Raw genomic sequence first — 22393 nt, 5'->3', positions numbered from 1 at the left:
AAATACGGCAGCTATTGGGCGGAGCAGGCTGGACAGGCCGGGTCCTTGGGCAGGCTGATGCTGCGGAACCGGCCTTGGCGCGCGTCATACAGCGTCAGCCGCCCGGCCGAGGAGGGCGAAAACCCAGACAGCTCGCGGATCGCCTCCATCGCCATCAGGTTGCCGACAATCCCGGTCAGCGCGCCCAGCACGCCGGTGGCGGCGCAATTGCGATCCGGCGCATCGGTGGGGGAGCCGACAAAACAGCGATAGCAGGGCCGGTCCGGCAGATGCCCGGCAAACACCGCCACCTGGCCATCCCACGGCCCGACCGCGCCCGACACCAGTGGCACCCCCATCGCCAGCGCCAGATCGGCCACGGCGAGGCGGGTGGCAAAGCTGTCGCTGCCGTCGATCACCAGATCATGCCCGGCCAGCAGCGCGTCGCCATTGTCGCCATCCAGCCGCAGCGGCGCCGCAACCGTCTCGATCTCCGGGTTCAGGGCATGCAGCCGCGTGCAGGCCGCCTCGGCCTTCATCGCGCCAAGGTCGGCCGTGGTGAACAGCACCTGCCGCTGCAGGTTGGAAAGCGCCACCAGATCATCGTCAATGATGGTCAGCCGGCCCACCCCGGCGGCGGCCAGCATCAACAAACAGGGGCTGCCCAGCCCGCCGGCCCCGATCACCGCCACCCGCGCGGCTTTCAGCGCAGCTTGCCCGCGCCCGCCAAATTCCGGCAGCACGAGATGGCGGGCATAACGCTCCAGCTCATCGTCGGAGAAGTCCATCAGATCCTCCCCCGCTGGGGGAGGTGCCGAGCGCAGCGAGGCGGAGGGGGCCGGCGAGCGCGGTCCACACCCGCCCCCTCCGCCCTGCGGGCACCTCCCCCACAGGGGGAGGATCGGTCTGGCCGCACCCGCATCCTCACCCAACCCCGGTCGATCCGAACCCGCCCGCCCCGCGCGCCGTGTCGTCCAGCGACTCCACCACCGCAAAGCCCGCCCGCGTCACCGCCGCCGGCACCAGCTGGCAGATGCGCATGCCACGCTCCACCACGAAGGGCTCGCTGCCCAGGTTGATCAGCAGCGCCTTCACCTCGCCGCGATAATCGCTGTCGATGGTGCCGGGGCTGTTCGGCACGGTGATGCCGGATTTCAGCGCCAGCCCCGATCTCGGGCGCACCTGCACCTCATAACCGTCGGGAATGGCCATGCAGAGGCCGAGCGGCACCGGATAACGTTCGCCGGGCTGGATCGTCACCGGTTCGGTCACGGCGGCCACCGCGTCCATGCCGGCGGCGCCGGGCGTGGCATAGGCGGGCAGGGGCAGGCCCTCGCCATGGGGCAGGATGGTGATGGCAATGCTGATCATGGGGTTCCGTCAAAATGGCGGGCGATGCGGCCGGCCAGCCGCTCGGCCACCGCCTGTTTGGGCGTGGGGCCCCAATCCTCACGCCCAGCGGCGGTGATCAGCTGCACATGGGTGTGATCGCTGCCGAACACGCCTTCGCTGACATCATTGGCCACGATCCAGTCCGCGCCCTTTTTCAGGCGCTTGGCGCTGGCATGGGCGATCAGGTCGCCAGTTTCGGCGGCAAAGCCCACCACCAGCGCCGGGCGCCGGGCATGATGGCCGATGCCGGCCAGTATGTCGGGATTTTCCGTGAGGCTCAGCGGCGGCGGCCCGCTGCCATCCTTCTTCAGCTTGGCCGGCGCGGCTTCCGCCCGCCAATCGGCAACCGCGGCCACCATCACGGCAATATCGGCGGGCAGGGCGGCCTCGCAGGCGGCCTGCATCTGGCGGGCGGTCATCACGTCGATGCGGGTGACACCGGCCGGGGTGGCCAGATGCACTGGCCCGGCCACCAGGGTGACATGCGCGCCGGCGGCAGCCAGCGCAGCGGCAATGGCAAAGCCCTGCTTGCCCGATGAATGATTGCCGATGAAACGCACCGGATCGATCGGTTCGTGGGTTGGCCCGGCCGTGACCAGCGCATGCCGGCCGGCCAGCGGCTTCGGGCCAAACTGCGCCGCGATGGCCGCCATGATGGCCGGCACTTCGGGCAGGCGGCCGGGGCCATATTCGCCGCAGGCCATCTCGCCGTCATCGGGCGTCATCACCGTCACCCCGTCTTCGCGCAGGCGTTCGATATTGCGCTGGGTGGCGGGGTGCAGCCACATGCGCACATTCATCGCTGGCACCATCAGCACCGGCTTGTCGGTGGCGAGCAGCAGCGTGGCGGCCAGATCATCGGCCTGGCCGGTGGCGGCCCGCGCCATCAGATCGGCCGTGGCCGGGCACAGGACAATCAGATCGGCGGCGCGGCTGAGCTGGATATGGCCCATGCTGGCCTCGTCCTCCAGGTCCCACAGGCTGGTGCGCACCTTCTCGCCAGCCAGGGCCGACAGCGAAAGCGGGGTGACAAAGCGGGCGCCATTTTCGGTGAGCACCGGCAGCACGCGCGCACCGGCGCGGCGCAGCTCGCGCACCAGCTCCAGCGCCTTGAAGGCGGCGATGCCGCCGCCCACGATCAACAATATGGTCTTGCCCAACACGGCTGCCGGCATAGCGCAGCCGGCGGCCCGCCGCCAGTCACAGCCGCTTGGTGTAATAGGTCGTCGGCGCCATCGCGCCATCGGGCATCAGGGCATAGGCCGGGATCTCGCCCACCCGCTCCCAGCCGCCGCGTTCATACAGCCGGGCGGCGGCCGATCCGCTGATCGTGTCGAGCACGAGGGTCGTCCGGCCCATGCGGCGGGCAAGATCCTCCACAGCGCCAAGCAGCGCGGCGCCCACACCCCGGCGCTGCGCGTGCGGCGCGACCATCATTTTCGCCACATCGGCGCGGTGCAGCTGGTTGGGCATGGTGGCGGGCACCAGCGACACGGTTCCCGTCACCCCGTCGCCATCTGCGGCCACCAAAATGGCCAGTTCGGCCCCGCGCGCGGCATCAAAGCGCGCCCGCCACCAGGCTTCGGCCTCGGCTCGGCTGAACCCGGCCATGAAACCGATGGAGGCACCGCCGGCCACCGCCGCGACCATCATCGCCGCCAGCTGCGGGATCAGATCGGCATCGGCCTCCGGATCAATCAGGCGAATCATGCCGGCATCATGGCCGGCCTGTTGACGGCGCGCACCCCCAAAGCCACTGTGCCGCCGGGGAGAATTTCATGCTGTCTCGACCGCTCCGCTGGGCGATCATCCTGATCGGCGCCGCCATCGCCTTGAATTATATCGACCGGGGCGCTGTTTCCGTCGCGGCCCCACTGATCAAGGACGAGTTTGGTCTGACCAACGAACGCTATGGCGTCATCGTCTCCAGCTTCTACTGGACCTATGTGCCCGCCCTCGCGCTCGCCGGCTGGCTGGCTGACCGGGTGAGCGTGCGGCTGCTGATGGCGCTGGGCGTGGCGACCTGGGCGCTGGCCACCATCGGCATGGGCTTCATCGGCGGCGTCGCCGGCGGGGTCACCTTGCTCATCATTCTCAGGCTTTTCATGGGCTTGGGCGAAGGTGTCGCCTTTCCGTGCGGGTCAAAACTCATCGCGCGGGTGCCGGAAGGCGCGCGCGGACTGGCCAATATCTCGCTGTCGGGCGGGCTCGCGTTGGGGCCGCTGATCGGCACGCTGGCCGGCGGCTGGATCATGAACATCTGGGGGTGGGAGATGATGTTCATCGTCTTCGGCCTCGTCACCCTGGTCTGGTTGCTGCCCTGGTGGCTGGCGCGCAAGGGCATCGAGGAGGGCGAAGGAAAACATGAGGTTGCGCCCGAACCCTCGGCGCCCATGGCATCCGTGATGCGTCAGCGGTCCTTCTGGGCGATCACGCTGCTCCACTTGGCCGGCACCTTCCCGCTCTATTTCATCGTCGGCTGGCTGCCGCTGTGGCTGGTCAAGGCGCGCGGCTATTCGATCATCGACACGAGCCTGCTCACCTCGGTCTTCTATGTCGCGCAAATCCTGGGCGGCACCGTCAGCGCCTGGGCGATCGACCGGGCGATCCGGGCCGGGGGCGATGGTTCAGCCTGGCGGCGCGGCATGCTGTTCGCCGCGGTCGCCACCTGCGTTGTCGGCCTGCTGCTGCTGCCCGATATCCAGGGCTGGCCAATGCTGATCACCGTGATCGCGCTCACCGGTTTCGGCTATGGCCCGATGCCCAACCTGTTGTTTGTCATGGGCCAGACCATGGCGGGTCCGGCCACCGCCGGCCGCTGGGTGGGGGTGCAGACCAGCCTCGGCAATCTGTCGGGCATCATCGGCCCGGTGATGACCGGCATCATCGTCGATGCCGCCGGCTATCGCCCGGCCTTCATCGTGACGGCCGCCATCGTGGCGACCGGCACGATGATCTTTGGTCTGGTGGTGCGCCGGGTCGAACCGGTGCGCTGGTAAGGCTCAACCCTCGGCGGGCTTGTCCTTGCCGCGCGCCTTGCGGTGCTCCTCCAGGTCGAGCACGGCCGATTCATCCTCGGTCAGCAGGCCAAGGCGGCGCGCAACTTCCTGATAGGCTTCAACTTCGCCGCCCAGATCGCGGCGGAACCGGTCCTTGTCCATCTTGTCGCCGGTCTTCATGTCCCACAGGCGGCAGCCATCGGGGCTGATCTCGTCGGCCAGGATCACGCGGCTATAGTCACCGTCAAACAGCCGGCCGAACTCCAGCTTGAAATCAATCAGGCGGATGCCAACCCCGGCAAACATGCCGGCCATGAAATCATTCACCCGGATCGCCATGTCGGCGATGTCGTGCATCTCCTCCTGGCTGGCCCAGCCAAAGGCGGCGATATGCTCGTCGGTCACCAGCGGATCGCCGAGCGAATCATCCTTGTAATAATATTCGATGATCGTGCGCGGCAGCATCGTGCCTTCCTCGATGCCGAAGCGCTTGGAAATGCTGCCGGCGGCCACGTTGCGCACCACCACTTCGATCGGGATGATCTCAACCTGGCGAACCAGTTGTTCGCGCATGTTCAGGCGGCGGATGAAGTGGGTGGGGATGCCGATGGTCGAAAGCATGGTGAACACATGCTCCGAAATCCGGTTGTTCAGCACGCCCTTGCCGCTGATCGTGCCCTTCTTCTGGGCATTGAAGGCGGTGGCATCGTCCTTGAAATACTGGATCAGCGTGCCGGGCTCCGGGCCTTCATAGAGGATCTTGGCCTTGCCTTCATAAATCTGGCGGCGGCGGGTCATGGCAAGTCTCCGGGCGGGAAATGCAGATCGGCCGGCAGGCTAACATGCCCCCGGCGCGTGGGGGAGTGCCCATAGCGGCAAAGCCCCGGCGAGACAATGATTGAACCTGCGGCCCGGCTTCACTATCTCAAGGGCCAATCCAGCCAGGGAAAAGCAGATGAGCAGCTTTGACGATCGCGAGAAGGCCTTTGAAACCAAGTTCGCCCATGATGAGGAGCTGAAGTTCCGCATCCTGGCCCGCCGCGGCAAGCTGATCGGCCTGTGGGCGGCGGAAAAGCTCGGCAAGTCCGGCGAGGCGGCGGACGAATATGCCAAGTCGGTGCTGCTCTCCGATCTCGAGATCCCGGGCGACGCCGACATCATCGCCAAGCTGCTGGGTGATCTGGCGCCGCTGGGCGTTGGCGAGAATGACATCAAGGCGATGCTGGCCGAAAAGCTGGCGCAGGCCGAAGTCCAGGTGACGGGAGCCGCCTGATGCCGATGGCCGCTGCCGATATCGAATCGGCGATTGTTGCCGCCTTGCCCGGCGCCCGTGTCGAGATCACCGATCTGGCCGGCGATGGCGATCATTATGCTGCGGTGGTGACCGCGCCGCAGTTCGCCGGCCTGTCGCGGGTTGCGCAGCAGCGGCTGGTGTATAATGCTCTGGGCGGGCGCATGGGGGGCGTCCTCCATGCCTTGAAGCTCACGACGATCCCGGCCTGAACCGGCCCAACCAAGGATTCCCCCCAATGACCAATCCCGTCCACGAACGCATTGCCGGCATTGTTGGCAGCAACGATGTCGTGCTGTTCATGAAGGGCACGCCCTTCTTCCCGCAGTGCGGCTTCTCCTCCACCGCCGTCGCCATCCTGGAACGGCTGAACGTCGCCTTTGAAAGCGTTGATGTGCTGGCCGACATGGAAATCCGCCAGGGCATCAAGGAATTTAGCGACTGGCCGACCATCCCGCAGCTCTATGTGAAGGGCGAATTTGTCGGCGGCAGCGACATCATGATGGAAATGTTCCAGGCCGGCGAACTCCAGGCCCTTATGACGGAAACCGGCGTCAAGCCGGCCGCCTGAACCCGGGGGCCCGGCACCGCGTGCCTCGCCTGACGGCTTTTGCCCTGTGGGATGCAATGGGGTCGGCCATGATGGCCGATCTCAACCGGCTGTTTTTCCTGGTCGCGCCCTTCACCCTGCTGGTCAGCGTGGCGATCGGGCTGTTCGGCCCGCCGCCCCCTGAAAGCTTCACAAACATGAGCGGGTCGCAGCTGTTCTGGCAGCTGGCTGTGCCCAGCCTGGTCGGCGCCGTGGGCCAGTTGGCCGCCGCCGCCATGGTGCTGCAGCCCGGCACCACCCCGCGCGCGGCGCTTGCCACCGCCTTTGCCGTGTGGCCGGCCTTCGTGATGGCCCAGCTGCTGGTGTCGCTGCCGGTGGGGCTGGGTTTCCTGGTGGTGATCCTGCCGGGGATCTGGCTGTTTGCCCGGCTGGCTTTCCTGCCGGGCGCCCTGCTGGCGGCGCGGCGCGGCAGCCCCATTGATGCCGTGCGTGACAGCTGGCGGATGACCGAAGCTGACAGCCTGCAGCTGGCGATTTTTGTGGTGATCGGCGTGTTTGCCATCATCGGCATCGGCCTGATGGCGGAAATTGCCGGTTCGGCGATCGACTCGGTGTTGAAACTCGCCGGCCTTGCCAGCCTCGGCCGCTTTGTTCACCTGCTGCTGCCGGGCATCGGCACCTGTTTCACCACCATCGGCTTTGGCGTCGCCTCGGCCATCGCCTGCCAGAGGCTGGTCAGATGACCGGCACCTGCGGTGCCGGATTGTCGGCATAGGTGCCGTCAACGCGCGGATCGGGATAGGTTTCGACCCAGCGTTCATAGGGCGTGAATCCCGCCCGTTGATAAAAGGCCAACGCCGCCGGATGATCGAGATCGCAGGTGTGCAGCCACACACGCTCGATCCCATCGCGCCAGGCCAGCCGCAGCGCATGGTCCATCAACCAGCGGCCATGGCCACGCCCGGTCATGCCGGGTTCCAGCCCGAAATAGACGATCTCGCACACACGGCTTTCCGAAAAATCCAGCTCGACCAAGCCCATGGCCGTGCCATCGCGGCGGGTGGCGACATGCACCTCGCACGTGTCGCCATTCAGCGCGGCGTTCAGCTCGGCATCATCCAGCACCAATCTCCCGCGCCACAGCCAGGGCGCGCCGATGCGGCGGAACAGGGCGCGATAGGCCGCCAGATCAACCGGCGCCGGCCAGCGCAGCAGCTTGAGGGCCGATCGCGCCGGCAGCGCCGGGGCCGGCCGCGCCCGCATCTCAAGGCAGGTGACGATGGTCGCCAACTGCCCCTTGGGCACAATCGTGATGCTCATTCCCAGATGGCGAGCGGCGGCAGGCTCATCAGGATGGCATCGGTGTTGCCGCCGGTTTTCAGGCCAAAGGTCGTGCCCCGGTCATAGACGAGGTTGAACTCGGCATAGAGGCCGCGATACTTCAGCTGCGCGATGCGCTCCGCCTCGCTGAACGGCCGATGCATCTTCTCGCGCACCAGGCGGGGATAGGTTTCGAGGAAACAGCGGCCAACATCTTGAGTGTAGGCAAAATCGGCCGCCCAATCACCGCTGTTGAGATGATCATAGAAAATGCCGCCCACGCCGCGGTGGCGGTTGCGGTGCGGCACCCAGAAATACTCCTCCGCCCACTTGGAATGGGCCGGGTAATAGTCGGGATTGTGCCGGTCGCAGGTGGCCTTCACGGCGGCGTGGAAGGTCGCGGTTTCGGCCGCATCGGGCAGGGCGGGGTTCAGATCGACGCCGCCGCCAAACCAGCGCTTGGTGGTGACCAGCATTCGGGTATTCATGTGCACGGCCGGCACCAGCGGGTTGGCCGGGTGGATCACCAGGCTGATGCCGGTGGCAAAGAAGCGCGGATCCTCGGCAGCGCCGTTGATCTGCTTGGCGAAATCCGGGTTGAACTGGCCATAGACGGTGGAGATGTTGACCCCGGCCTTTTCAAACAGCCGGCCGGTCATGATGCCCATCTCGCCGCCGCCGCCATCGCCGCCGCCATGATCGGTGCGCTGCCAGACCCGTTTTTCAAAGCGGCCCGCCTTGCCGGGCAAGGTGGATTCATCCTCCAGCTGTTCCAGCATCGCCCAGATATTGTCCCTGAGGGACCGGAACCAGGCCTGTGCGGCCAGCTGCTGCTCATCAAGCTCGATCATGGTTCACGCCTCTAGACCGGCTTTGCCGCGCGCGAAACCCCCCACGGCGGCAGACATGCGGGGCAAATGTGACTCTCTTGTCATCTCCGCGCCAATATGTCCGGGGGCATGGGCCGTTTTGTCCGTTGCGTTGCGGCATAGGCTTGTCTATCCGGTGCCCGCTGCGGTGGATCCTCGTGTTCCGCCGCCTTGCACCCATTTTCGGAAGGGACGAAATGGCTAGCGAAGTGCGGCAGGCGGCTGCCGATGATCTCACCCCCGGCGGCGAGCGCCGTCGCGATTTTCTCTATGTCGCCACGGCGGCCTTTGCCGGTGCCGGTGTCGTGCCGGTGGCCTGGAGCCTGGTCAACCAGATGAACCCGTCGGCCGACGTGCTGGCGCTGGCCTCCATCGATCTTGACCTGTCGGCCGTTCAGGAAGGCCAGGCGATCAAGACCAGCTGGCGCGGCAAGCCGATTTTCGCCCGTCATCTGACGGCAGCGGAAATCGCCGAAGCCAAGAAGGTGGATGTCGCCACGCTGCGCGATCCCGCCAAGCTGGAAGACCGCACCAAGCCCGGCAATGAGCAGTGGCTGATCACGCTGGGCGTGTGCACCCACCTCGGCTGCGTGCCGCTGGGTGCTGCCGAAGGCGAGGCCCGCGGTGATTTCGGCGGCTATTTCTGCCCCTGCCACGGTTCGCACTACGATACCGCGGCCCGCATCCGCAAAGGCCCGGCACCCAAGAATCTGGAAGTGCCGCCCTACACCTTCAAGTCGCCCACGTCGGTGACCATCGGCTGAGGACAAGGACCATGAGCTTTCCCTGGGCCAAGCAATATCAGCCGACTTCGGCCGTCGGCAAGTGGATGGACGAGCGGCTGCCGCTGCCCCGTTTCATCTTCGGCGCATTGGGGCCGGGCTATCCCACGCCCAAGAACCTCAATGCTTTCTATAACTTCGGCGTGCTCGCCGGCGTGGCGCTGGTGATCCAGATCATCACCGGCGTGGTGCTGGCCATGCATTATGCCGCCAACACCGGCGTCGCCTTTGACTCGGTCGAGCATATCATGCGCGACGTCAACGGCGGCTGGATGATCCGCTACATGCACGCCGTCGGCGCCAGCTTCTTCTTCGGCGTCGTCTATATCCACATCTTCCGCGGCCTTTATTACGGCTCCTACAAGCCGCCGCGCGAAATGATCTGGATGCTCGGCCTCGTCATCTTCCTGCTGATGATGGCCACGGCCTTCATGGGCTATGTGCTGGTCTGGGGCCAGATGAGCTTCTGGGGCGCCCAGGTCATCACCGGCCTGTTCTCAGCCTTCCCGGTTGTCGGCACCTATATCCAGACGCTGCTGCTCGGCGGCTTCTCGCCGGACAATGCCACGCTCAACCGCTTCTTCTCGCTGCACTATCTGCTGCCGTTCGTCATCTTCGGCGTGATCGTGCTGCACGTGTGGGCGCTGCACATCCCCGGTTCGAACAACCCGACCGGCCTGGATGTGAAGACGGAAGCGGACACCGTGCCGTTCCACCCCTATTACACCGCGAAGGATTTCGTCGGCCTCGGCGTCTATCTAATCGTCTTCTCGGCCTTCGTGTTCTTCATGCCGAACAGCCTGGGCGAGCCGGACAATTATATCCCGGCCAACCCGCTTTCCACGCCGGCGCTGATCGTTCCGGAATGGTATTTCTGGCCGTTCTACGCCATCCTGCGCTCCTTCACGACCGACTTCCTGGGCGTGCCGGCCAAGTTGTGGGGCGTGCTGGCGATGTTCGCCTCCATCCTGCTCCTGTTCCTGCTGCCCTGGCTCGATCAGTCACCGGTGCGGTCGAACAATTATCGCCCGCTCAGCCGCATCCTGTTCTGGGTGTTCGTGGTGGTGGCTCTGGCGCTGGGCGTGTGCGGCGGCAAGCCGGCGCATGAACCCTGGGTGCGCATCAGCCAGGTGCTGACCGCCTATTATTTCGCCCACTTCCTCATCATCATGCCGATCGTCTCCAAGCTGGAGAAGACCAAGCCGCTGCCCGGTTCCATCTCGGATGCGGTGCTGGCCAAGTACGGCAAGGGTGGCGCGGCCCCCGTGGCCCAGCCGGCCGAATAAGGAGACCGAACCATGATCCGTCTCGGCGCACTCGCTGTTGGCCTGTTGTTCGTGCTGAACGTCCTGTGGGGCGCGGTGCAACCGCGTGAAGCGGAAGCACCCAACATGACCGAGGAGCTGCACAAGCATCCCAAGCAGATGGTCTGGGCCCACAACGGCCCGGGCAACCTGGGGGTGTTCGGCACCTTTGACCGGGCCCAGCTGCAGCGCGGCTTCCAGATCTACAAGGAAGTCTGCTCGGCCTGCCACTCCATCCACCGCGTTGCCTTCCGCGACCTGGCTGACCTTGGCTTCACCGAAGCCCAGATCAAAGCCATCGCCGCGGAATATGAAATGCCGGCGCTCGACAACAATGGCGAGCCGACCACCCGCAAGGGCACCCCGGCTGACCGCTTCCCGCTGGTCTATCCGAACGAACAGGCCGCCCGCGCGGCGCAGAACGGCGCCAACCCGCCGGATCTGTCGCTGATGACCAAGGCCCGTCACGACGGCACCAACTATGTCTACTCGCTGCTCACCGGTTATTCCGATGACATTCCGAAGGGCTGGGTGAAGCCGGAGACGTCCTACTACAACCCCTATTTCCACAGCATCAACATCGCCATGCCGCCGCCGCTCTCGGCCGACGGCCAGGTGACCTACACCGATGGCACCCCGGCAACCGTTGACCAATATGCCAAGGACGTGGCGACCTTCCTGACCTGGACCGCAGAGCCCAAGCTGGAAAACCGCAAGGAAACCGGCGTTGCCGCGATCCTGTTCCTGATCATCATGACCGGTCTTGGCTATCTGTCCTACCGCAAGGTCTGGGCGGACATCAAAAAGCCGGCCTGATTTTCAGCGCCAAGCAACGCGAAGGTCGGTCATCCGGCAGGATGGCCGCCCTTTTCACTTGGCGATAGGCTGCGGCGGTGATTGTCGTCCCCACCGATCCCCTGTGGCACCATGTTGGCGATGCGGCCGCGTGGATGGCAGCGGCCATTGGCGGGCGCTGGGTCTATCGTCGCCGCCGCCCGGCGGTGGAGGCGCTCGCCGCCCGCACCACGCCCGGCTATTTCCTCAGCCTGGCGCTGGGCGCGGTTGCCGGCGCCTGGCTGTTCGGCTCGCTCAACCTCAGGGCGCCATCGCACAGCATTGCCGGGGCGCTGGCCGGGGCGATTGCCGGGGTGGAGCTGTGGAAATGGCGGCATGGCGTGCGCGGCTCGACCGGCGGCCCGTTTGTGGTGCCCTTGTGCCTCGGCATCATTGTCGGCCGCTGGGGCTGCCTGTTTGCCGGCCTGCCCGATGCCACCTTTGGCATTCCCACCGGCCTGCCGTGGGGTGTTGATCTGGGCGACGGCATCGCCCGCCATCCGGTGCAGGCCTATGAATCGCTGGCCATGCTGCTGTTCCTGTTGGCCTATCTCGCCGCCTTGCGCCGGGGGCCGCCATGGGCGGTGCAGCACGGCTTTCATGCCTTCGTGCTGGCCTATGCCGGCCAGCGCTTTGTCTGGGAGTTCCTCAAGCCCTATCCAAGCCTGATCTTCTCGCTTAACCTCTTCCACCTGTTGATGATCGGGCTGGCCATTTATGCTCTTGTCTGGATTGCCCGCAGCCGACGTCTCTGAGCGCAAGGCCGCGCCCTATATCTTCCACAGCCAGACCAGCAGCCTGTGCGAAACCTGCCTCGCCGTGGTGCCGGCCAAGGTCATCATCGAGGATGATCAGGTCTATTATCTCAAGCGCTGCCGCGAGCATGGGGTGCAGAAAACCCTGATCAGCGATGATCTGGCCTATTGGCGGGCGCAGAAGGACTGGCTGAAACCCGGCGACCGGCCGCTGACAGCGCAGACCCGCACCGAAGCCGGCTGCCCCCATGATTGCGGCCTGTGCCCGGATCATGAACAGCACAGCTGCCTCGCCATCATGGAGATCAACCAGGCTTGCAACCTCGCCTGCCCGGTGTGCTTTGCCGATGCCGCCGATGTGCACGGCAGCCACCGCCCGCTGGCCGAGATCGAGGCGATGCTCGACGCGCTGGTCGCCAGCGAGGGCGAGCCCGACCTGCTGCAGATTTCGGGCGGCGAACCCACCATCCACCCGCAATTCTTCGAGATACTGGACGCTGTGAAGCGCCGGCCGATCCGCCATGTGATGATCAACACCAACGGCGTGCGCATCGCGCAGGATCCGGCTTTCGTGGCGCGGCTGGCCAGCTATGCCCCCCGGCTGGAGGTGTATCTGCAGTTCGACAGCCTGAACGATGAGGCGCTGATCAACCTGCGCGGCGCCCGGCTGGCGCGCATCCGGCAGGCAGCGCTGGAGGCGCTGGAGCGGGTCGGCCTGTCAACCACGCTCGTCGCGGTGGTGAAGCGTGGCGTGAATGATAAGGAGGTGGCCGCCATCGTGCGCCACGCGCTCAAGTGGCGTTGCGTGCGCGGCGTCACCTTCCAGCCGGTGCAGGATGCCGGGCGCAACGAGGGCTTTGATGCCAAGGCCAACCGCGTGCTGCTCAGCCATATCCGGCGGGAGGTGGTGAAGGCCGGGGTGTTCGCCGCTGATGACATGATCCCGCTGCCCTGCAACCCGGATCAGATCTGCATCGGCTATGGCCTGCGCGATGGCGAGCGCGTGACGCCGATCACCAGCCTCTTGCCGCGCGAGCTGATCCTCAACGGCCCCAACACCATCAGTTACGAAGCCTATCCGGCGCTGCGCGAGGCGATCTTCAACCTGCTCAGCCTCGCCACCAGCCAGTGCAACACCGAAGAAAAGCTGGCATCCGTGCTGTGCTGCCTGCCGCAGGGGCTGGTGCCGCAGGACCTGGGCTATGCCAACAGCTTCCGGGTGGTGATCCTGCAGTTCCTTGATCGCTACAACTTCGATCTGGGCACGGTGAAGCGCAGCTGCGTGCATTTCCTCACGCCCGATGGACAGATCATCCCGTTCGATACCTACAACAGCTTCTATCGCCCCGGCGCCGAAGGGGCGGGGCAACTCAAGCGGGCGAGGGCTGGAATGGAGCAGGTGCCATGAGAGCATTGCTCGGCGGGCTGCTGCTGGCGGCCGGCGTGCTGATCTGCCTGACCAGCGGCCTCTGTTCCGCCTGGTTCCTGGGCATGACGCTGTTCGAATCCAACCAGAATGGCGCCCAGGATGTGCTGGGCATGATTGGCATGGTCAGCGTGTTTGGCGGCGTGCCGTTCGGCGCTGGCGTGTTGCTGTTTGCGGTGGGCCGGCGCCTCACCCGCGAGCCGTGACGCCTTACTTCACGCGCTGCTTGCGCGCCGCATAGCGGGCGTCGCGGGCGGCCTTCTGGGCGGCTTCGCGGGCAATGGCTTCCAGGCGGGCCTGTTCGGCCTGCTTCTCGCGCTGGGCTTCCTTGGCAGCCTTTTCCTCGGCCAGTTTGCGGGCGCGCTCGGCGCGGGCGGCCTTGGCTTCGGCTTCCTTCTGGGCGCGCTTTTCGGCGCGGGCCTTGGCGGCGGCGATGGCTTCCTCGCTCGGTGCGGCGGCCTTGAATTTTTCCAGCTTGGCCTTCCGGGCTTCGGCGGCGGTCTTGGCGCGGTCTTTGTGATCGGGGAGTTTGAACATATGGCGGTGCTTTAGCCGGTCGCGGCTGTTGTCGCAACTGCGAAGGCGGGCGCGATCCTGACCGGTGTGCCCACCAGCGCCGCCGTGCCCGACAGCACATCGATGCGCGCCCGCGACGTCAGGTCATTGTGGCTCACCCCCGGCCGCTGCACGGCGACGCCCAGCCGCACGCCGGGCCGGCCATGGCCAAAGCCATGGGGCAGGGAGACGACACCGGCCATGATCTCGTCCGTCACCCGCGCCGGGGCCTCCACACTGCCGGCATCGCTGCTGATCCGCACCAGGTCGCCATCACTGATGCCATGGGCGGCGGCGTCGGTGGGGTTGACCAGCAATATGCACTTGTCCGGCCCCTTGGCGAGGCGCGGGGCATTGCCCAGCCAGCTGTTGTTGCTGCGGATATGGCGCCGGCCGATGAGGGTGAGGCCGGTTTCGGGTTGGCGGGCCAGCCAGGCGGCAAAGCGGCCTGTGAGATCGGCGATCAACGGTTCGGGGGCGCAGCGGAGGGTCTTGCCCGGCGTGGCCAGCCGATCCGGCAGGCGCGGGCTGTGGGCGCCCAGATCAAGCCCGTGCGGGTGGGCGGCCACCGCGGCCAGGCTCAGGCCATGCGGGCCCTTCTGCAGCATGCGGTCCAGCTGCTCGCGCGGGTTGACCGGCGGCGGCATGTTCAGCCCCTGCGCCGCGCCGATGGCCTGGGCCAGCGCCGCCACCACCTGCCAATCCTGCTTCTGGCCCGGCAGCGGTTCCCACAGCGCGGGCGAGAATTTGGCGAAGTTGCGAAACGCGATGGGCGCCAGCAGCAGCGGATAATGATCCTTGGCCAGGGCTGCGCAGGGCGGCAGGATATAATGGGCGTGGGCCGAGGTGGCAGTGATGTGCGGATCGATCGACACCATCAGCTCCAGCCCGGAAAGCGCGGCATCAAGCGCGCCGCCATCGGGGACCGACAGCACCGGATTGCCGGCAATCACCACCAGCGCCTTCACCTGACCCTCGCCGGGCGTCGCAATCTCCTCGGCCAGGCTGACGGCGGGGAATTCGCCCATCACTTCGGGATGGCCGCTCACCCGGCTGTGGAAGCGGCCGTGGCTGCCAGGGCCGGAACTGCCGGCGACATCGACGGCCGGGGTGGAGAACATCACGCCGCCTGGCCGATCAAGATTTCCGCAAGCGATGTTGATCAGGTTGATCAGCCAATGCGCCAGCGTGCCGAACGGCGCGGTGGACACGCCGATGCGGCCATAAACGGCGGTGGGCACGCCATTGCCGATTTCGGCCGCCAGCGCGCGGATTTCGGCCACGGACCAGCCACAGGCGCGGGCCAGATCGGCCACGGAAAAGCGCCGCAGCGCCGCCCATGCCACATCCCAGCCCTCCAGCATCGGTGCCAGCCGGCCGGGGTTGACGAGGCCCGCCTCGTCCAGCGCCAGCAACAGGCCGATCAGCAGCGCCGGATCGCTGCCCGGCCGGATGAAATGATGGGCATCGGCCACACCGGCCGTTTCGCTGCGCCGGGGATCGATCACCGTCAGCCGGCCGCCGCGGGCCTGCATCTCGGCAATGCGGCGCTTCACGTCGGGCACCGTCCACACGCTGCCGTTCGATGCCAGCGGATTGCCGCCCAGGATCACCAGATGCTGCGTGCGCTCGATATCCGGAATCGGGAACAAGGCATTGTGACCATAGAGGAAATATTGCGCCAGCTGGTGGGGCATCTGGTCCACGGTGGAGGCGGAATAGACCCCGCGCACCCCCAGCGCCTTCTTCAGCGCGCCGGTCTGCATGCCCAGCGCGAAATCATGGGCGGTGGGGTTGCCGACATAGAGCGCCCCGGCGCCGCCGGCCGCCTTGATGGCCGCAAAACGCGCGCCGATTTCGGCCAGTGCCGTCTCCCAATCCAGTGGAACCCATTGATTGCCAACGCGCTTCATCGGGCTGGTCAGCCGATCGGGATCCGTCTCCAGATCGGCGATGGCATTGCCCTTGGGGCAGATATGGCCGCGGCTGATCGGGTCATCGGGATCGCCCTTGATCGACAATACCTGCCGGCCGCTGGTTTCGATCAGCAGGCCGCAATTGGCTTCGCAGATGTGGCAGGTGCGCGTGTGAACCGGCATGATGCTGCTTCTCCCCGGTGGGAGCCTATCAGGGCCACCCCCCAATGGCGACAGGCTTTGCGCGGGCGCAACCATGGAGTAGCAACAGGCGCGATGGAAGATTGGCTGGAACCCAAGGCACGGGCGGCAGCGGCGGGCATCGCCATGCTGACCGGCGGGGCGTTGTTTGGCCAGATCGCGCTCGACATGATCGAAAAGGGCCGTGGGCCGTTCGAGGCCTTTGGCGGCCTGTTCGGCTATTTCACCATTTGGTCCAACGGCATCGTTGCAATGGTGGCGGGTTGGTGCGGGCTGATCGGCCGGGCGCGCGGGCCGGGCCATCCGGCGGTGCTGGCGGCGAGCACGGTGTTCATCCTGGTGGTGGGCGGGGTGTACAACACGTTGCTGGCCGGGCTGAACCATCCGCCGACCCTGCTGCGCGAACTGATCGACCATGTGTTCCACATTGCAGCGCCGATCCTGTGGCCGCTGTGGTGGCTCACGCTGCGCCCGCGCCGGCGCCTGGGCTGGGGGCATGTCTGGGCGGTGCTGCCGGTGCCGCTGCTCTATTGCGGCTGGTCGCTGTGGCGCGGCGGCGTCACCGGGAAATATGCCTATTTCTTCATCGATGTCAGCCTGTTGGGCTGGAACCAGGTGATATTGAACATTGCCGGCTTTGCCGCGCTGTTTGCCGTGCTGATGGCCGCCGCCATAGGGTGGGACCAGCGCGGCCGACCGCGCATCCGTTGAGGGGAGACCAGATGCATCCGTTCCACCACGCCGCCGCCCAGCCTGATACGCCGGCGATCATCATGGCCGGCAGCGGCGAGGTGCTGACCTATGCCGGACTTGAGGCGGAATCCAACCGCATTGCCCATCTGCTGCGTGGCCTTGGCCTGCAGCGCGGTGACAGCATCGCAATCCTGATGCTGAACGAGATGGCGTTTCTTCCCATCTGCTGGGCCGCCCAGCGCGCCGGCCTCATCTTTGTCGCCATGTCCACCAAGCTGACGGCGGACGAAGCCGGCTATATCGTCACCGATTCCGGCGCCAAGGCGATCTTCTGCTCCCCAGCGCTGGCCGAGGTTGCGGTGGCGGCGACCCCCGGTCTGGCTCCGGCCGCGCGCCTGTGCACCGGCGCCGGCGCACCGGGCTGCACCGCGCTGAAGGACGCGATCGCCGGCCTGCCCACCACCCGCATTGCCGATGAAAGCAGCGGCCGCGACATGCTCTATTCCAGCGGCACCACTGGCCGGCCCAAGGGCGTGCGCGGCGCGCTGCCGGAAGGGCCGATCGATCAGGTGGATGCGCTGAGCGGCATGGTCGCCATGCTGTATCAGTTCGGGCCGGGGATGATGTATCTGTCGCCCGCACCGCTCTATCACGCCGCGCCGCTGCGCTATTGCATGAGCGTGCACAAATTTGGCGGCACCGTCGTGGTGATGGAGAAGTTCGACCCGGAAGCCTATCTGCGGCTGGTCGAGCAGTATCGCATCACCCACAGCCAGCTGGTGCCGACGATGTTCGTGCGCATGCTGAAGCTGCCCGACGATGTGCGCAGCCGTTATGACCTGTCGTCCATGAAGGTCGCCATCCATGCCGCGGCGCCCTGCCCGGTGGATGTGAAGCACGCCATGATCGCCTGGTGGGGCCCGGTGATCTATGAATATTACAGCGCGACCGAAGGGGCCGGCTTCACCGCCATCTCCCCGCAGGAATGGCTGGCGCGACCGGGCAGCGTCGGCAAATCGATCCTGGGCGAAATCCGCATCTTGGATGACGACGGCAACCGGCTGGGGCCCAACCAGGTTGGCCGCATCTTCTTCCACGGCGGCAGCAGCTTTTCCTATCACAACGATCCGGAAAAGACGGCGAGCGTGATGACCGAGCACGGCGCCACCTTTGGCGACATCGGCCGGGTGGACGAGGATGGCTATCTGTTCCTCACCGATCGCCAGGCGTTCATGATCATTTCGGGCGGCGTGAACGTCTATCCGCAAGAGGCTGAGAATACGCTGATTTCGCATCCGGAAGTGGCCGATGTTGCGGTGTTCGGCATTCCCGACGAGGTGATGGGGGAGGCTGTGCATGCCGTGGTGCAGCCGCGCGACATGGCGAAGGCCGGTCCCGATCTGGAGGCCGAACTGCTCGATTATGTGCGCAGCCGGCTGAGCCATGTGAAATGCCCCAAGCGCATCGATTTTCGGAGCCAACTGCCGCGCCATGACACCGGCAAGCTCTACAAGCGGCTGTTGAAGGACGAATATTGGGCGAAGGCCGGATGAGGCGCAACACCGCCGTTGCTGCCGCCGCCCCGGCTGCTAAGGATGCGCAATGATCCTGCTGCGCCGCCTGTTCACGTTCGCCCTGCTGTTGTTGGCGGTGCCGGCATTTGCCGTGCCGGCGATGTGGCAGGTGGGCGATGGGGATCGCAGCATCACCATCTATGGCACGGTGCATGCGCTGCCCAAGGGGCAGGATTGGCTCAGCCCGGCCGCTGCCAAGGCCTTTGCCGAGGCTGATGATCTGGTGGTCGAGGTGGTGTTCCCCGAAGATCCCAAGGCCATGGCTGGCCCATTGATGCAGATGGCGATGCTGCCGGCGCCTGATCCGGTTCTGGCCCGTGTGCCGGCCGATGTGCAGCCCAAGCTGCAGGCCCTGCTGCAACGATCCGGCTTGCCGCTGGCGGCGTTTGACCGGATGAAGAGCTGGTTTGCTGCCATCACCCTTTTGCAGGTGGAAATGGGCCGCGCCGGGCTCGATCCATCGGCCGGGGTGGATGTGACGCTGGTGGCCAAGGCGCGTGCGGCCGGCCGCAAGCTGATCGGCCTTGAAACGGTGGAGGGCCAGCTCGGCCTGTTCGACAAGCTGCCCCAGGCTGATCAGAATCTGCTCCTGGCCTCCGCCGTTGGTGATGCCCAGGACGCTGCGGGGCAGATGCAGTCGCTGGTGAAGGCCTGGGAAGCGGGTGAGGTGGACCGGATCCTCAAGGACTTTGACGACGCCAGCCTGTCGCCCGCCATGTACGAGGCGCTGTTCAAGCGCCGCAACACGGCCTGGGCAGATTGGGCGCAGACCGCACTCAAGCAGCCGGGGCGGCATTTCATGGCCGTGGGCGCCGCCCATATGGCTGGCCCGGATGGCCTGATTGCTCTTTTGGAAGCGCGCGGGTTCAAGGTGAAGCGGGTGGAATGAGGCGCTGGCTGGCCCCGATTGCGCTCGCCGTGCTGGTCAGCGCCTGCTCCGCCGCCGACGAGAAGGCGGCGCACGGGGTGGTGGACCGCTTCCACACAGCGCTCAATGCCGGGGACTGGGCGGCCATCGACACCATGTTGACGAGCGATGCGCGGGCGCTGCGCCCCGGCATCGGCACGGCGCGGGCATTCGGCAATCTGATCGAACGGCATGGCCGTTATCTGGGTGGCGAACTGGCGGGCATCACGGCCGAGGATGGTCGCACCACACTGGCCTGGGCCGCAAGATATGAGAAAGGCCCGGTTTCGGAGCTGTTCGTGCTGCGCGAAGAGGCCGGCGCGCTGAAGATCGAAAGCTTCACCGACAATCCAGAACCCTGAGGCCCGAACCCTGATGGCCGCTTGCCAAAGCGGGCCTGATCGCCTATGCGCGCCGCTTCACACGGCCACCGCCATTTTCGCATCCCTGGAGGCGGGGGTGACCGGGTGATTTCATACCCATCAGGAGCGAGCAATGAGCGAAACCTTCAAGCTCGCGGCTGAACTTCGCGCCAAGGCAGGCAAGGGAGCCTCCCGCGCGATCCGCCGCGAAGGCCGTGTCCCGGCCGTGATCTATGGCGCTGGCGAAGCCGCGACCACCATCCACGTCGAGGAGAAGATCCTCGTCCGCCAGCTGCACACTGGCCATTTCATGAACGCCATCGTCGAGCTGGAGCTGGACGGCACCACCATCCGCACCCTGCCGCGCGATGTCGCCTTCCATCCGGTCACCGATCGGCCGATCCATGTCGATTTCCTGCGCCTGACCGGCAACGCCGTCGTCACCGTCACGGTGCCGGTGCATTTTGTCGATCAGGAACTGTCGGCCATCAAGCAGGGCGCCATGCTGAACATCGTCGCCCACGAGCTGAAGCTGGATTGCCCCGGCGATGCCATCCCGGATGATGTGACCATCAGCCTGGCTGGCCTGCAGGTTGGCGCGTCGATCCACATTGGCGACGTGAAGCTGCCCGAAGGCGTGAAGCCGCACGGCCGCGAGACCGGCCTGACCATCGCCACCATCGTGGCGCCCAAGGGCATGATCAGCGACGCTGGCGACAACAACGCCTGATCCACGGGCATTGATGCTGCGTTTTGCGGGGCAGGGGAGCAATCCCTTGCCCCGTTTGCGTGTTTGGGGGTAGCGGCGCGCCATGCACATCCTGGTTGGCCTCGGCAATCCGGGGGCGCAATATGCGCTCCACCGCCACAATGTCGGCTTCATGGCCATCGATGCCATGGCCGCACGCTGGTCCATCGGGCCGTTCAAACCGCGCTTTCAGGGCCTGGCCGCCGAAGGGCGGATCGGTTCGGCGCGTGTGCTGCTGCTGAAACCGGCGACCTTCATGAACGAAAGCGGCCGCAGCGTGGCCGAGGCGGTGCGCTTTTTCAAAGTTGATCCGGCAGCAGCCTTGAGCGTGTTCTACGACGAGCTCGACCTGGCGCCGTTCAAGGTGAAGATCAAACACGGCGGCGGCGCGGCCGGGCACAACGGCATCCGTTCCATCGATGCCCATCTCGGCCCCGATTGGCGGCGGGTGCGCATCGGCATCGGCCATCCTGGCCACAAGGACCGGGTGACCGGCCATGTGCTGGGCAATTTTGCCAAGGCAGAAATGGACCCGCTGGCCGATCTGCTGGGCGTGCTGGCCGATGAACTGCCCACGCTGCTGGCCGGCGACGAACCGCGCTACCTGTCAGACCTCGCGCTCAGGTTGCAGGCTTGAAGCCGGCGCTTTAAAGGCCGCGCCAACCATCTTTCATCGGAAAAGACCTTATGCCCATCCGCGTCGGTATCGTCGGCCTGCCCAATGTCGGCAAATCCACCCTGTTCAATGCGCTCACCGAAACGGCGGCGGCGCAGGCGGCCAATTATCCCTTTTGCACGATCGAGCCGAACGTCGGCAATGTCGCGGTGCCCGATCCGCGCCTGAACCGGCTGGCGGCGCTGGCGAAAAGCCAGAAGATCATCGAGACGCAGCTGGGCTTCACCGACATCGCCGGCCTGGTGAAGGGCGCGTCGAAGGGCGAAGGCCTGGGCAACCAGTTTCTGGCCAACATCCGCGAAACCGATGCCATTGCCCATGTGCTGCGCTGTTTCGAGGATGATGACGTGACCCACGTCGCCGGCCGGGTGAACCCGGTGGAGGATGCCGAAACGGTCGAGACCGAGCTGATGCTCGCCGATCTGGAAAGCCTGGAAAAGCGGCTGCCGGCGCTGGCCAAGAAGGCAGCGCAGGGGGACAAGGACGCCAAGGTGCAGGTGGCAGCGCTGACGCCGGTGCTGGAGCTGCTGCGTGCCGGCAAGCCGGCCCGTCTGGCTGAACCCAAGGACGAGGAGGAGGCCCGCGCGCTGAAGAATGCGCAGCTGCTGACCACCAAGCCGGTGCTCTATGTCTGCAATGTCGAGGAGGCCAGCGCTGCCACCGGCAATGCCCACAGCGAAGCCGTGGCCAAGATGGCGGCCGGCATCGGCGCCAAGGCGGTGGTTGTTTCGGCCGCCATCGAGGCGGAAATCGCCACGATGGAGCCGGCCGACCGACAGGAATATCTGGAAAGCCTGGGGCTGGCCGAAACCGGCCTCGCCCGCGTGGTGCGCGCCGCCTATGAGCTGCTGGGCCTGATCACCTTTTTCACGGTGGGCCCCAAGGAAGCGCGGGCTTGGACAGTGAAGAAGGGCGCCCGCGCGCCCCAGGCGGCCGGCGAAATCCACGGTGATTTCGAAAAGAAGTTCATCCGCGCCGAAACCATCGCCTATGATGATTATGTCACGCTGGGCGGCGAAACGGCTGCCAAGGAAGCCGGCAAACTGCGCGCCGAAGGCAAGGATTATGTCGTCGCCGATGGCGATGTGATGCATATATTGCACGGTGCGTGATCCCGAAATCCTCCCCTTCTGGGGGAGGTGCCGACCGCAGGGAGGCGGAGGGGACAGGCGTGCGCCAATCCCACCGCTAATGGGGTTCTTGCAGGCCCCCTCCGCCCTGCGGGCACCTCCCCCAGAGGGGGAGGATTTCGGGGGACAG

27 protein-coding genes are annotated in these 22393 nt (G+C 66.0%); 18 read left to right on the top strand and 9 right to left on the bottom strand.

Going from position 1 to position 22393, the window contains the following annotated elements; genetic code table 11:
- Positions 1-11: 11 nt before the first annotated feature.
- From AC6BOR_RS02870 to AC6BOR_RS02855, 4 genes are all read right to left on the bottom strand, one after another.
- Positions 12-767, bottom strand: a complete 756-nt coding sequence (locus tag AC6BOR_RS02870) for a HesA/MoeB/ThiF family protein (protein ID WP_498059710.1) — start codon at positions 765-767, stop codon at positions 12-14.
- A 136-nt stretch (positions 768-903) separates the two neighbouring features.
- Complete coding sequence (dut, locus tag AC6BOR_RS02865) at positions 904-1350, bottom strand: dUTP diphosphatase (RefSeq protein ID WP_498059709.1); 447 nt, start codon at positions 1348-1350, stop codon at positions 904-906.
- Entirely contained in the window at positions 1347-2546 is a 1200-nt protein-coding gene (gene coaBC / locus AC6BOR_RS02860) for a bifunctional phosphopantothenoylcysteine decarboxylase/phosphopantothenate--cysteine ligase CoaBC (RefSeq protein ID WP_498059708.1), read from the bottom strand. The genes dut and coaBC overlap by 4 nt, the downstream gene beginning before the upstream one ends.
- A 25-nt stretch (positions 2547-2571) precedes the next feature.
- Positions 2572-3081, bottom strand: a complete 510-nt coding sequence (locus tag AC6BOR_RS02855) for a GNAT family N-acetyltransferase (protein WP_498059707.1) — start codon at positions 3079-3081, stop codon at positions 2572-2574.
- 68 nt (positions 3082-3149) lie between these two features.
- Here AC6BOR_RS02855 and AC6BOR_RS02850 point away from each other — a divergent pair, with 68 nt between their 5' ends.
- Positions 3150-4370 carry an MFS transporter gene (locus tag AC6BOR_RS02850; protein WP_498059706.1) on the top strand — a complete coding sequence of 407 codons (1221 nt, stop codon included), beginning with the start codon at positions 3150-3152 and terminating at the stop codon, positions 4368-4370.
- Positions 4371-4373: 3 nt separating this feature from the next.
- On the opposite strand, the gene purC is transcribed toward AC6BOR_RS02850, so the two are convergent.
- On the bottom strand, positions 4374-5168 hold the full coding sequence (gene purC / locus AC6BOR_RS02845) for a phosphoribosylaminoimidazolesuccinocarboxamide synthase (protein WP_086116524.1): 795 nt from the start codon (positions 5166-5168) through the stop codon (positions 4374-4376).
- 157 nt (positions 5169-5325) lie between these two features.
- Here purC and AC6BOR_RS02840 point away from each other — a divergent pair, with 157 nt between their 5' ends.
- The 4 genes from AC6BOR_RS02840 to AC6BOR_RS02825 all read left to right on the top strand — a co-directional run bounded on the left by AC6BOR_RS02840 (position 5326) and on the right by AC6BOR_RS02825 (position 6954).
- Positions 5326-5643, top strand: a complete 318-nt coding sequence (locus AC6BOR_RS02840; protein WP_086116523.1) for a DUF1476 domain-containing protein — start codon at positions 5326-5328, stop codon at positions 5641-5643.
- Entirely contained in the window at positions 5643-5873 is a 231-nt protein-coding gene (locus AC6BOR_RS02835; protein ID WP_086116522.1) for a BolA/IbaG family iron-sulfur metabolism protein, read from the top strand. The genes AC6BOR_RS02840 and AC6BOR_RS02835 overlap by 1 nt, the downstream gene beginning before the upstream one ends.
- Positions 5874-5899: 26 nt before the next feature.
- A complete protein-coding gene (grxD, locus tag AC6BOR_RS02830) occupies positions 5900-6232 on the top strand; it encodes a Grx4 family monothiol glutaredoxin (RefSeq protein WP_094474855.1) in 333 nt (110 codons plus the stop codon).
- A gap of 68 nt (positions 6233-6300) precedes the next feature.
- Positions 6301-6954 carry a hypothetical protein gene (locus AC6BOR_RS02825; protein ID WP_498059705.1) on the top strand — a complete coding sequence of 218 codons (654 nt, stop codon included), beginning with the start codon at positions 6301-6303 and terminating at the stop codon, positions 6952-6954.
- On the opposite strand, the gene AC6BOR_RS02820 is transcribed toward AC6BOR_RS02825, so the two are convergent.
- Together AC6BOR_RS02820 and hemF are read right to left on the bottom strand one after the other, a co-directional pair.
- Positions 6947-7531, bottom strand: coding sequence for a GNAT family N-acetyltransferase (locus tag AC6BOR_RS02820; protein ID WP_498059704.1), 585 nt, complete (start codon positions 7529-7531; stop codon positions 6947-6949). The genes AC6BOR_RS02825 and AC6BOR_RS02820 overlap by 8 nt on opposite strands.
- Positions 7528-8382, bottom strand: coding sequence for an oxygen-dependent coproporphyrinogen oxidase (hemF, locus tag AC6BOR_RS02815; protein ID WP_498059703.1), 855 nt, complete (start codon positions 8380-8382; stop codon positions 7528-7530). The genes AC6BOR_RS02820 and hemF overlap by 4 nt, the downstream gene beginning before the upstream one ends.
- Positions 8383-8597: 215 nt before the next feature.
- On the opposite strand from hemF, the gene petA reads away from it, so the two are divergent.
- From petA to AC6BOR_RS02785, 6 genes are all read left to right on the top strand, one after another.
- A complete protein-coding gene (gene petA / locus AC6BOR_RS02810) occupies positions 8598-9164 on the top strand; it encodes a ubiquinol-cytochrome c reductase iron-sulfur subunit (RefSeq protein ID WP_498059702.1) in 567 nt (188 codons plus the stop codon).
- A gap of 11 nt (positions 9165-9175) precedes the next feature.
- Entirely contained in the window at positions 9176-10468 is a 1293-nt protein-coding gene (locus tag AC6BOR_RS02805) for a cytochrome b (protein WP_498059701.1), read from the top strand.
- Between the two features lie 12 nt (positions 10469-10480).
- Positions 10481-11302 (top strand): cytochrome c1, encoded by an 822-nt coding sequence (locus tag AC6BOR_RS02800; protein ID WP_498059700.1) that lies wholly within the window; start codon positions 10481-10483, stop codon positions 11300-11302.
- A gap of 77 nt (positions 11303-11379) precedes the next feature.
- The gene (locus AC6BOR_RS02795) at positions 11380-12075 is read left to right on the top strand and encodes a prolipoprotein diacylglyceryl transferase family protein (RefSeq protein WP_498059699.1); all 696 of its coding nucleotides are present in this window, start codon (positions 11380-11382) and stop codon (positions 12073-12075) included.
- Entirely contained in the window at positions 12053-13483 is a 1431-nt protein-coding gene (locus AC6BOR_RS02790; RefSeq protein WP_498059698.1) for a radical SAM protein, read from the top strand. The genes AC6BOR_RS02795 and AC6BOR_RS02790 overlap by 23 nt, the downstream gene beginning before the upstream one ends.
- Positions 13480-13707, top strand: a complete 228-nt coding sequence (locus AC6BOR_RS02785; protein WP_498059697.1) for a hypothetical protein — start codon at positions 13480-13482, stop codon at positions 13705-13707. The genes AC6BOR_RS02790 and AC6BOR_RS02785 overlap by 4 nt, the downstream gene beginning before the upstream one ends.
- A 4-nt stretch (positions 13708-13711) precedes the next feature.
- Here AC6BOR_RS02785 and AC6BOR_RS02780 read toward each other — a convergent pair whose 3' ends face one another.
- Both AC6BOR_RS02780 and AC6BOR_RS02775 read right to left on the bottom strand, forming a co-directional pair.
- The gene (locus AC6BOR_RS02780; RefSeq protein ID WP_498059696.1) at positions 13712-14038 is read right to left on the bottom strand and encodes a DUF6481 family protein; all 327 of its coding nucleotides are present in this window, start codon (positions 14036-14038) and stop codon (positions 13712-13714) included.
- A gap of 11 nt (positions 14039-14049) precedes the next feature.
- Positions 14050-16155 carry a molybdopterin dinucleotide binding domain-containing protein gene (locus tag AC6BOR_RS02775; protein ID WP_498059695.1) on the bottom strand — a complete coding sequence of 702 codons (2106 nt, stop codon included), beginning with the start codon at positions 16153-16155 and terminating at the stop codon, positions 14050-14052.
- A 93-nt stretch (positions 16156-16248) separates the two neighbouring features.
- Here AC6BOR_RS02775 and AC6BOR_RS02770 point away from each other — a divergent pair, with 93 nt between their 5' ends.
- The 7 genes from AC6BOR_RS02770 to ychF all read left to right on the top strand — a co-directional run bounded on the left by AC6BOR_RS02770 (position 16249) and on the right by ychF (position 22245).
- On the top strand, positions 16249-16884 hold the full coding sequence (locus AC6BOR_RS02770; protein WP_498059694.1) for a Pr6Pr family membrane protein: 636 nt from the start codon (positions 16249-16251) through the stop codon (positions 16882-16884).
- Between the two features lie 11 nt (positions 16885-16895).
- The gene (locus AC6BOR_RS02765) at positions 16896-18419 is read left to right on the top strand and encodes an acyl-CoA synthetase (protein WP_498059693.1); all 1524 of its coding nucleotides are present in this window, start codon (positions 16896-16898) and stop codon (positions 18417-18419) included.
- A gap of 49 nt (positions 18420-18468) precedes the next feature.
- Positions 18469-19329 (top strand): TraB/GumN family protein, encoded by an 861-nt coding sequence (locus AC6BOR_RS02760; protein WP_498059692.1) that lies wholly within the window; start codon positions 18469-18471, stop codon positions 19327-19329.
- Positions 19326-19709 carry a hypothetical protein gene (locus AC6BOR_RS02755; protein ID WP_498059691.1) on the top strand — a complete coding sequence of 128 codons (384 nt, stop codon included), beginning with the start codon at positions 19326-19328 and terminating at the stop codon, positions 19707-19709. Before AC6BOR_RS02760 ends, AC6BOR_RS02755 begins: the two co-directional genes overlap by 4 nt.
- A gap of 133 nt (positions 19710-19842) precedes the next feature.
- The gene (locus AC6BOR_RS02750) at positions 19843-20439 is read left to right on the top strand and encodes a 50S ribosomal protein L25/general stress protein Ctc (protein ID WP_498059690.1); all 597 of its coding nucleotides are present in this window, start codon (positions 19843-19845) and stop codon (positions 20437-20439) included.
- A gap of 82 nt (positions 20440-20521) precedes the next feature.
- Positions 20522-21094: an aminoacyl-tRNA hydrolase gene (gene pth / locus AC6BOR_RS02745; RefSeq protein WP_498059689.1), complete on the top strand. Its 573-nt coding sequence runs from the start codon at positions 20522-20524 to the stop codon at positions 21092-21094.
- Between the two features lie 50 nt (positions 21095-21144).
- The gene (gene ychF / locus AC6BOR_RS02740; protein WP_498059688.1) at positions 21145-22245 is read left to right on the top strand and encodes a redox-regulated ATPase YchF; all 1101 of its coding nucleotides are present in this window, start codon (positions 21145-21147) and stop codon (positions 22243-22245) included.
- Positions 22246-22393 lie beyond the last annotated feature (148 nt).

Source organism: Sandarakinorhabdus sp. FBCC-B8862 (genome assembly GCF_059745315.1).
The sequence above is the reverse complement of the archived record's forward strand: the minus strand, read 5'-3'. Positions and strand labels throughout refer to the sequence as shown.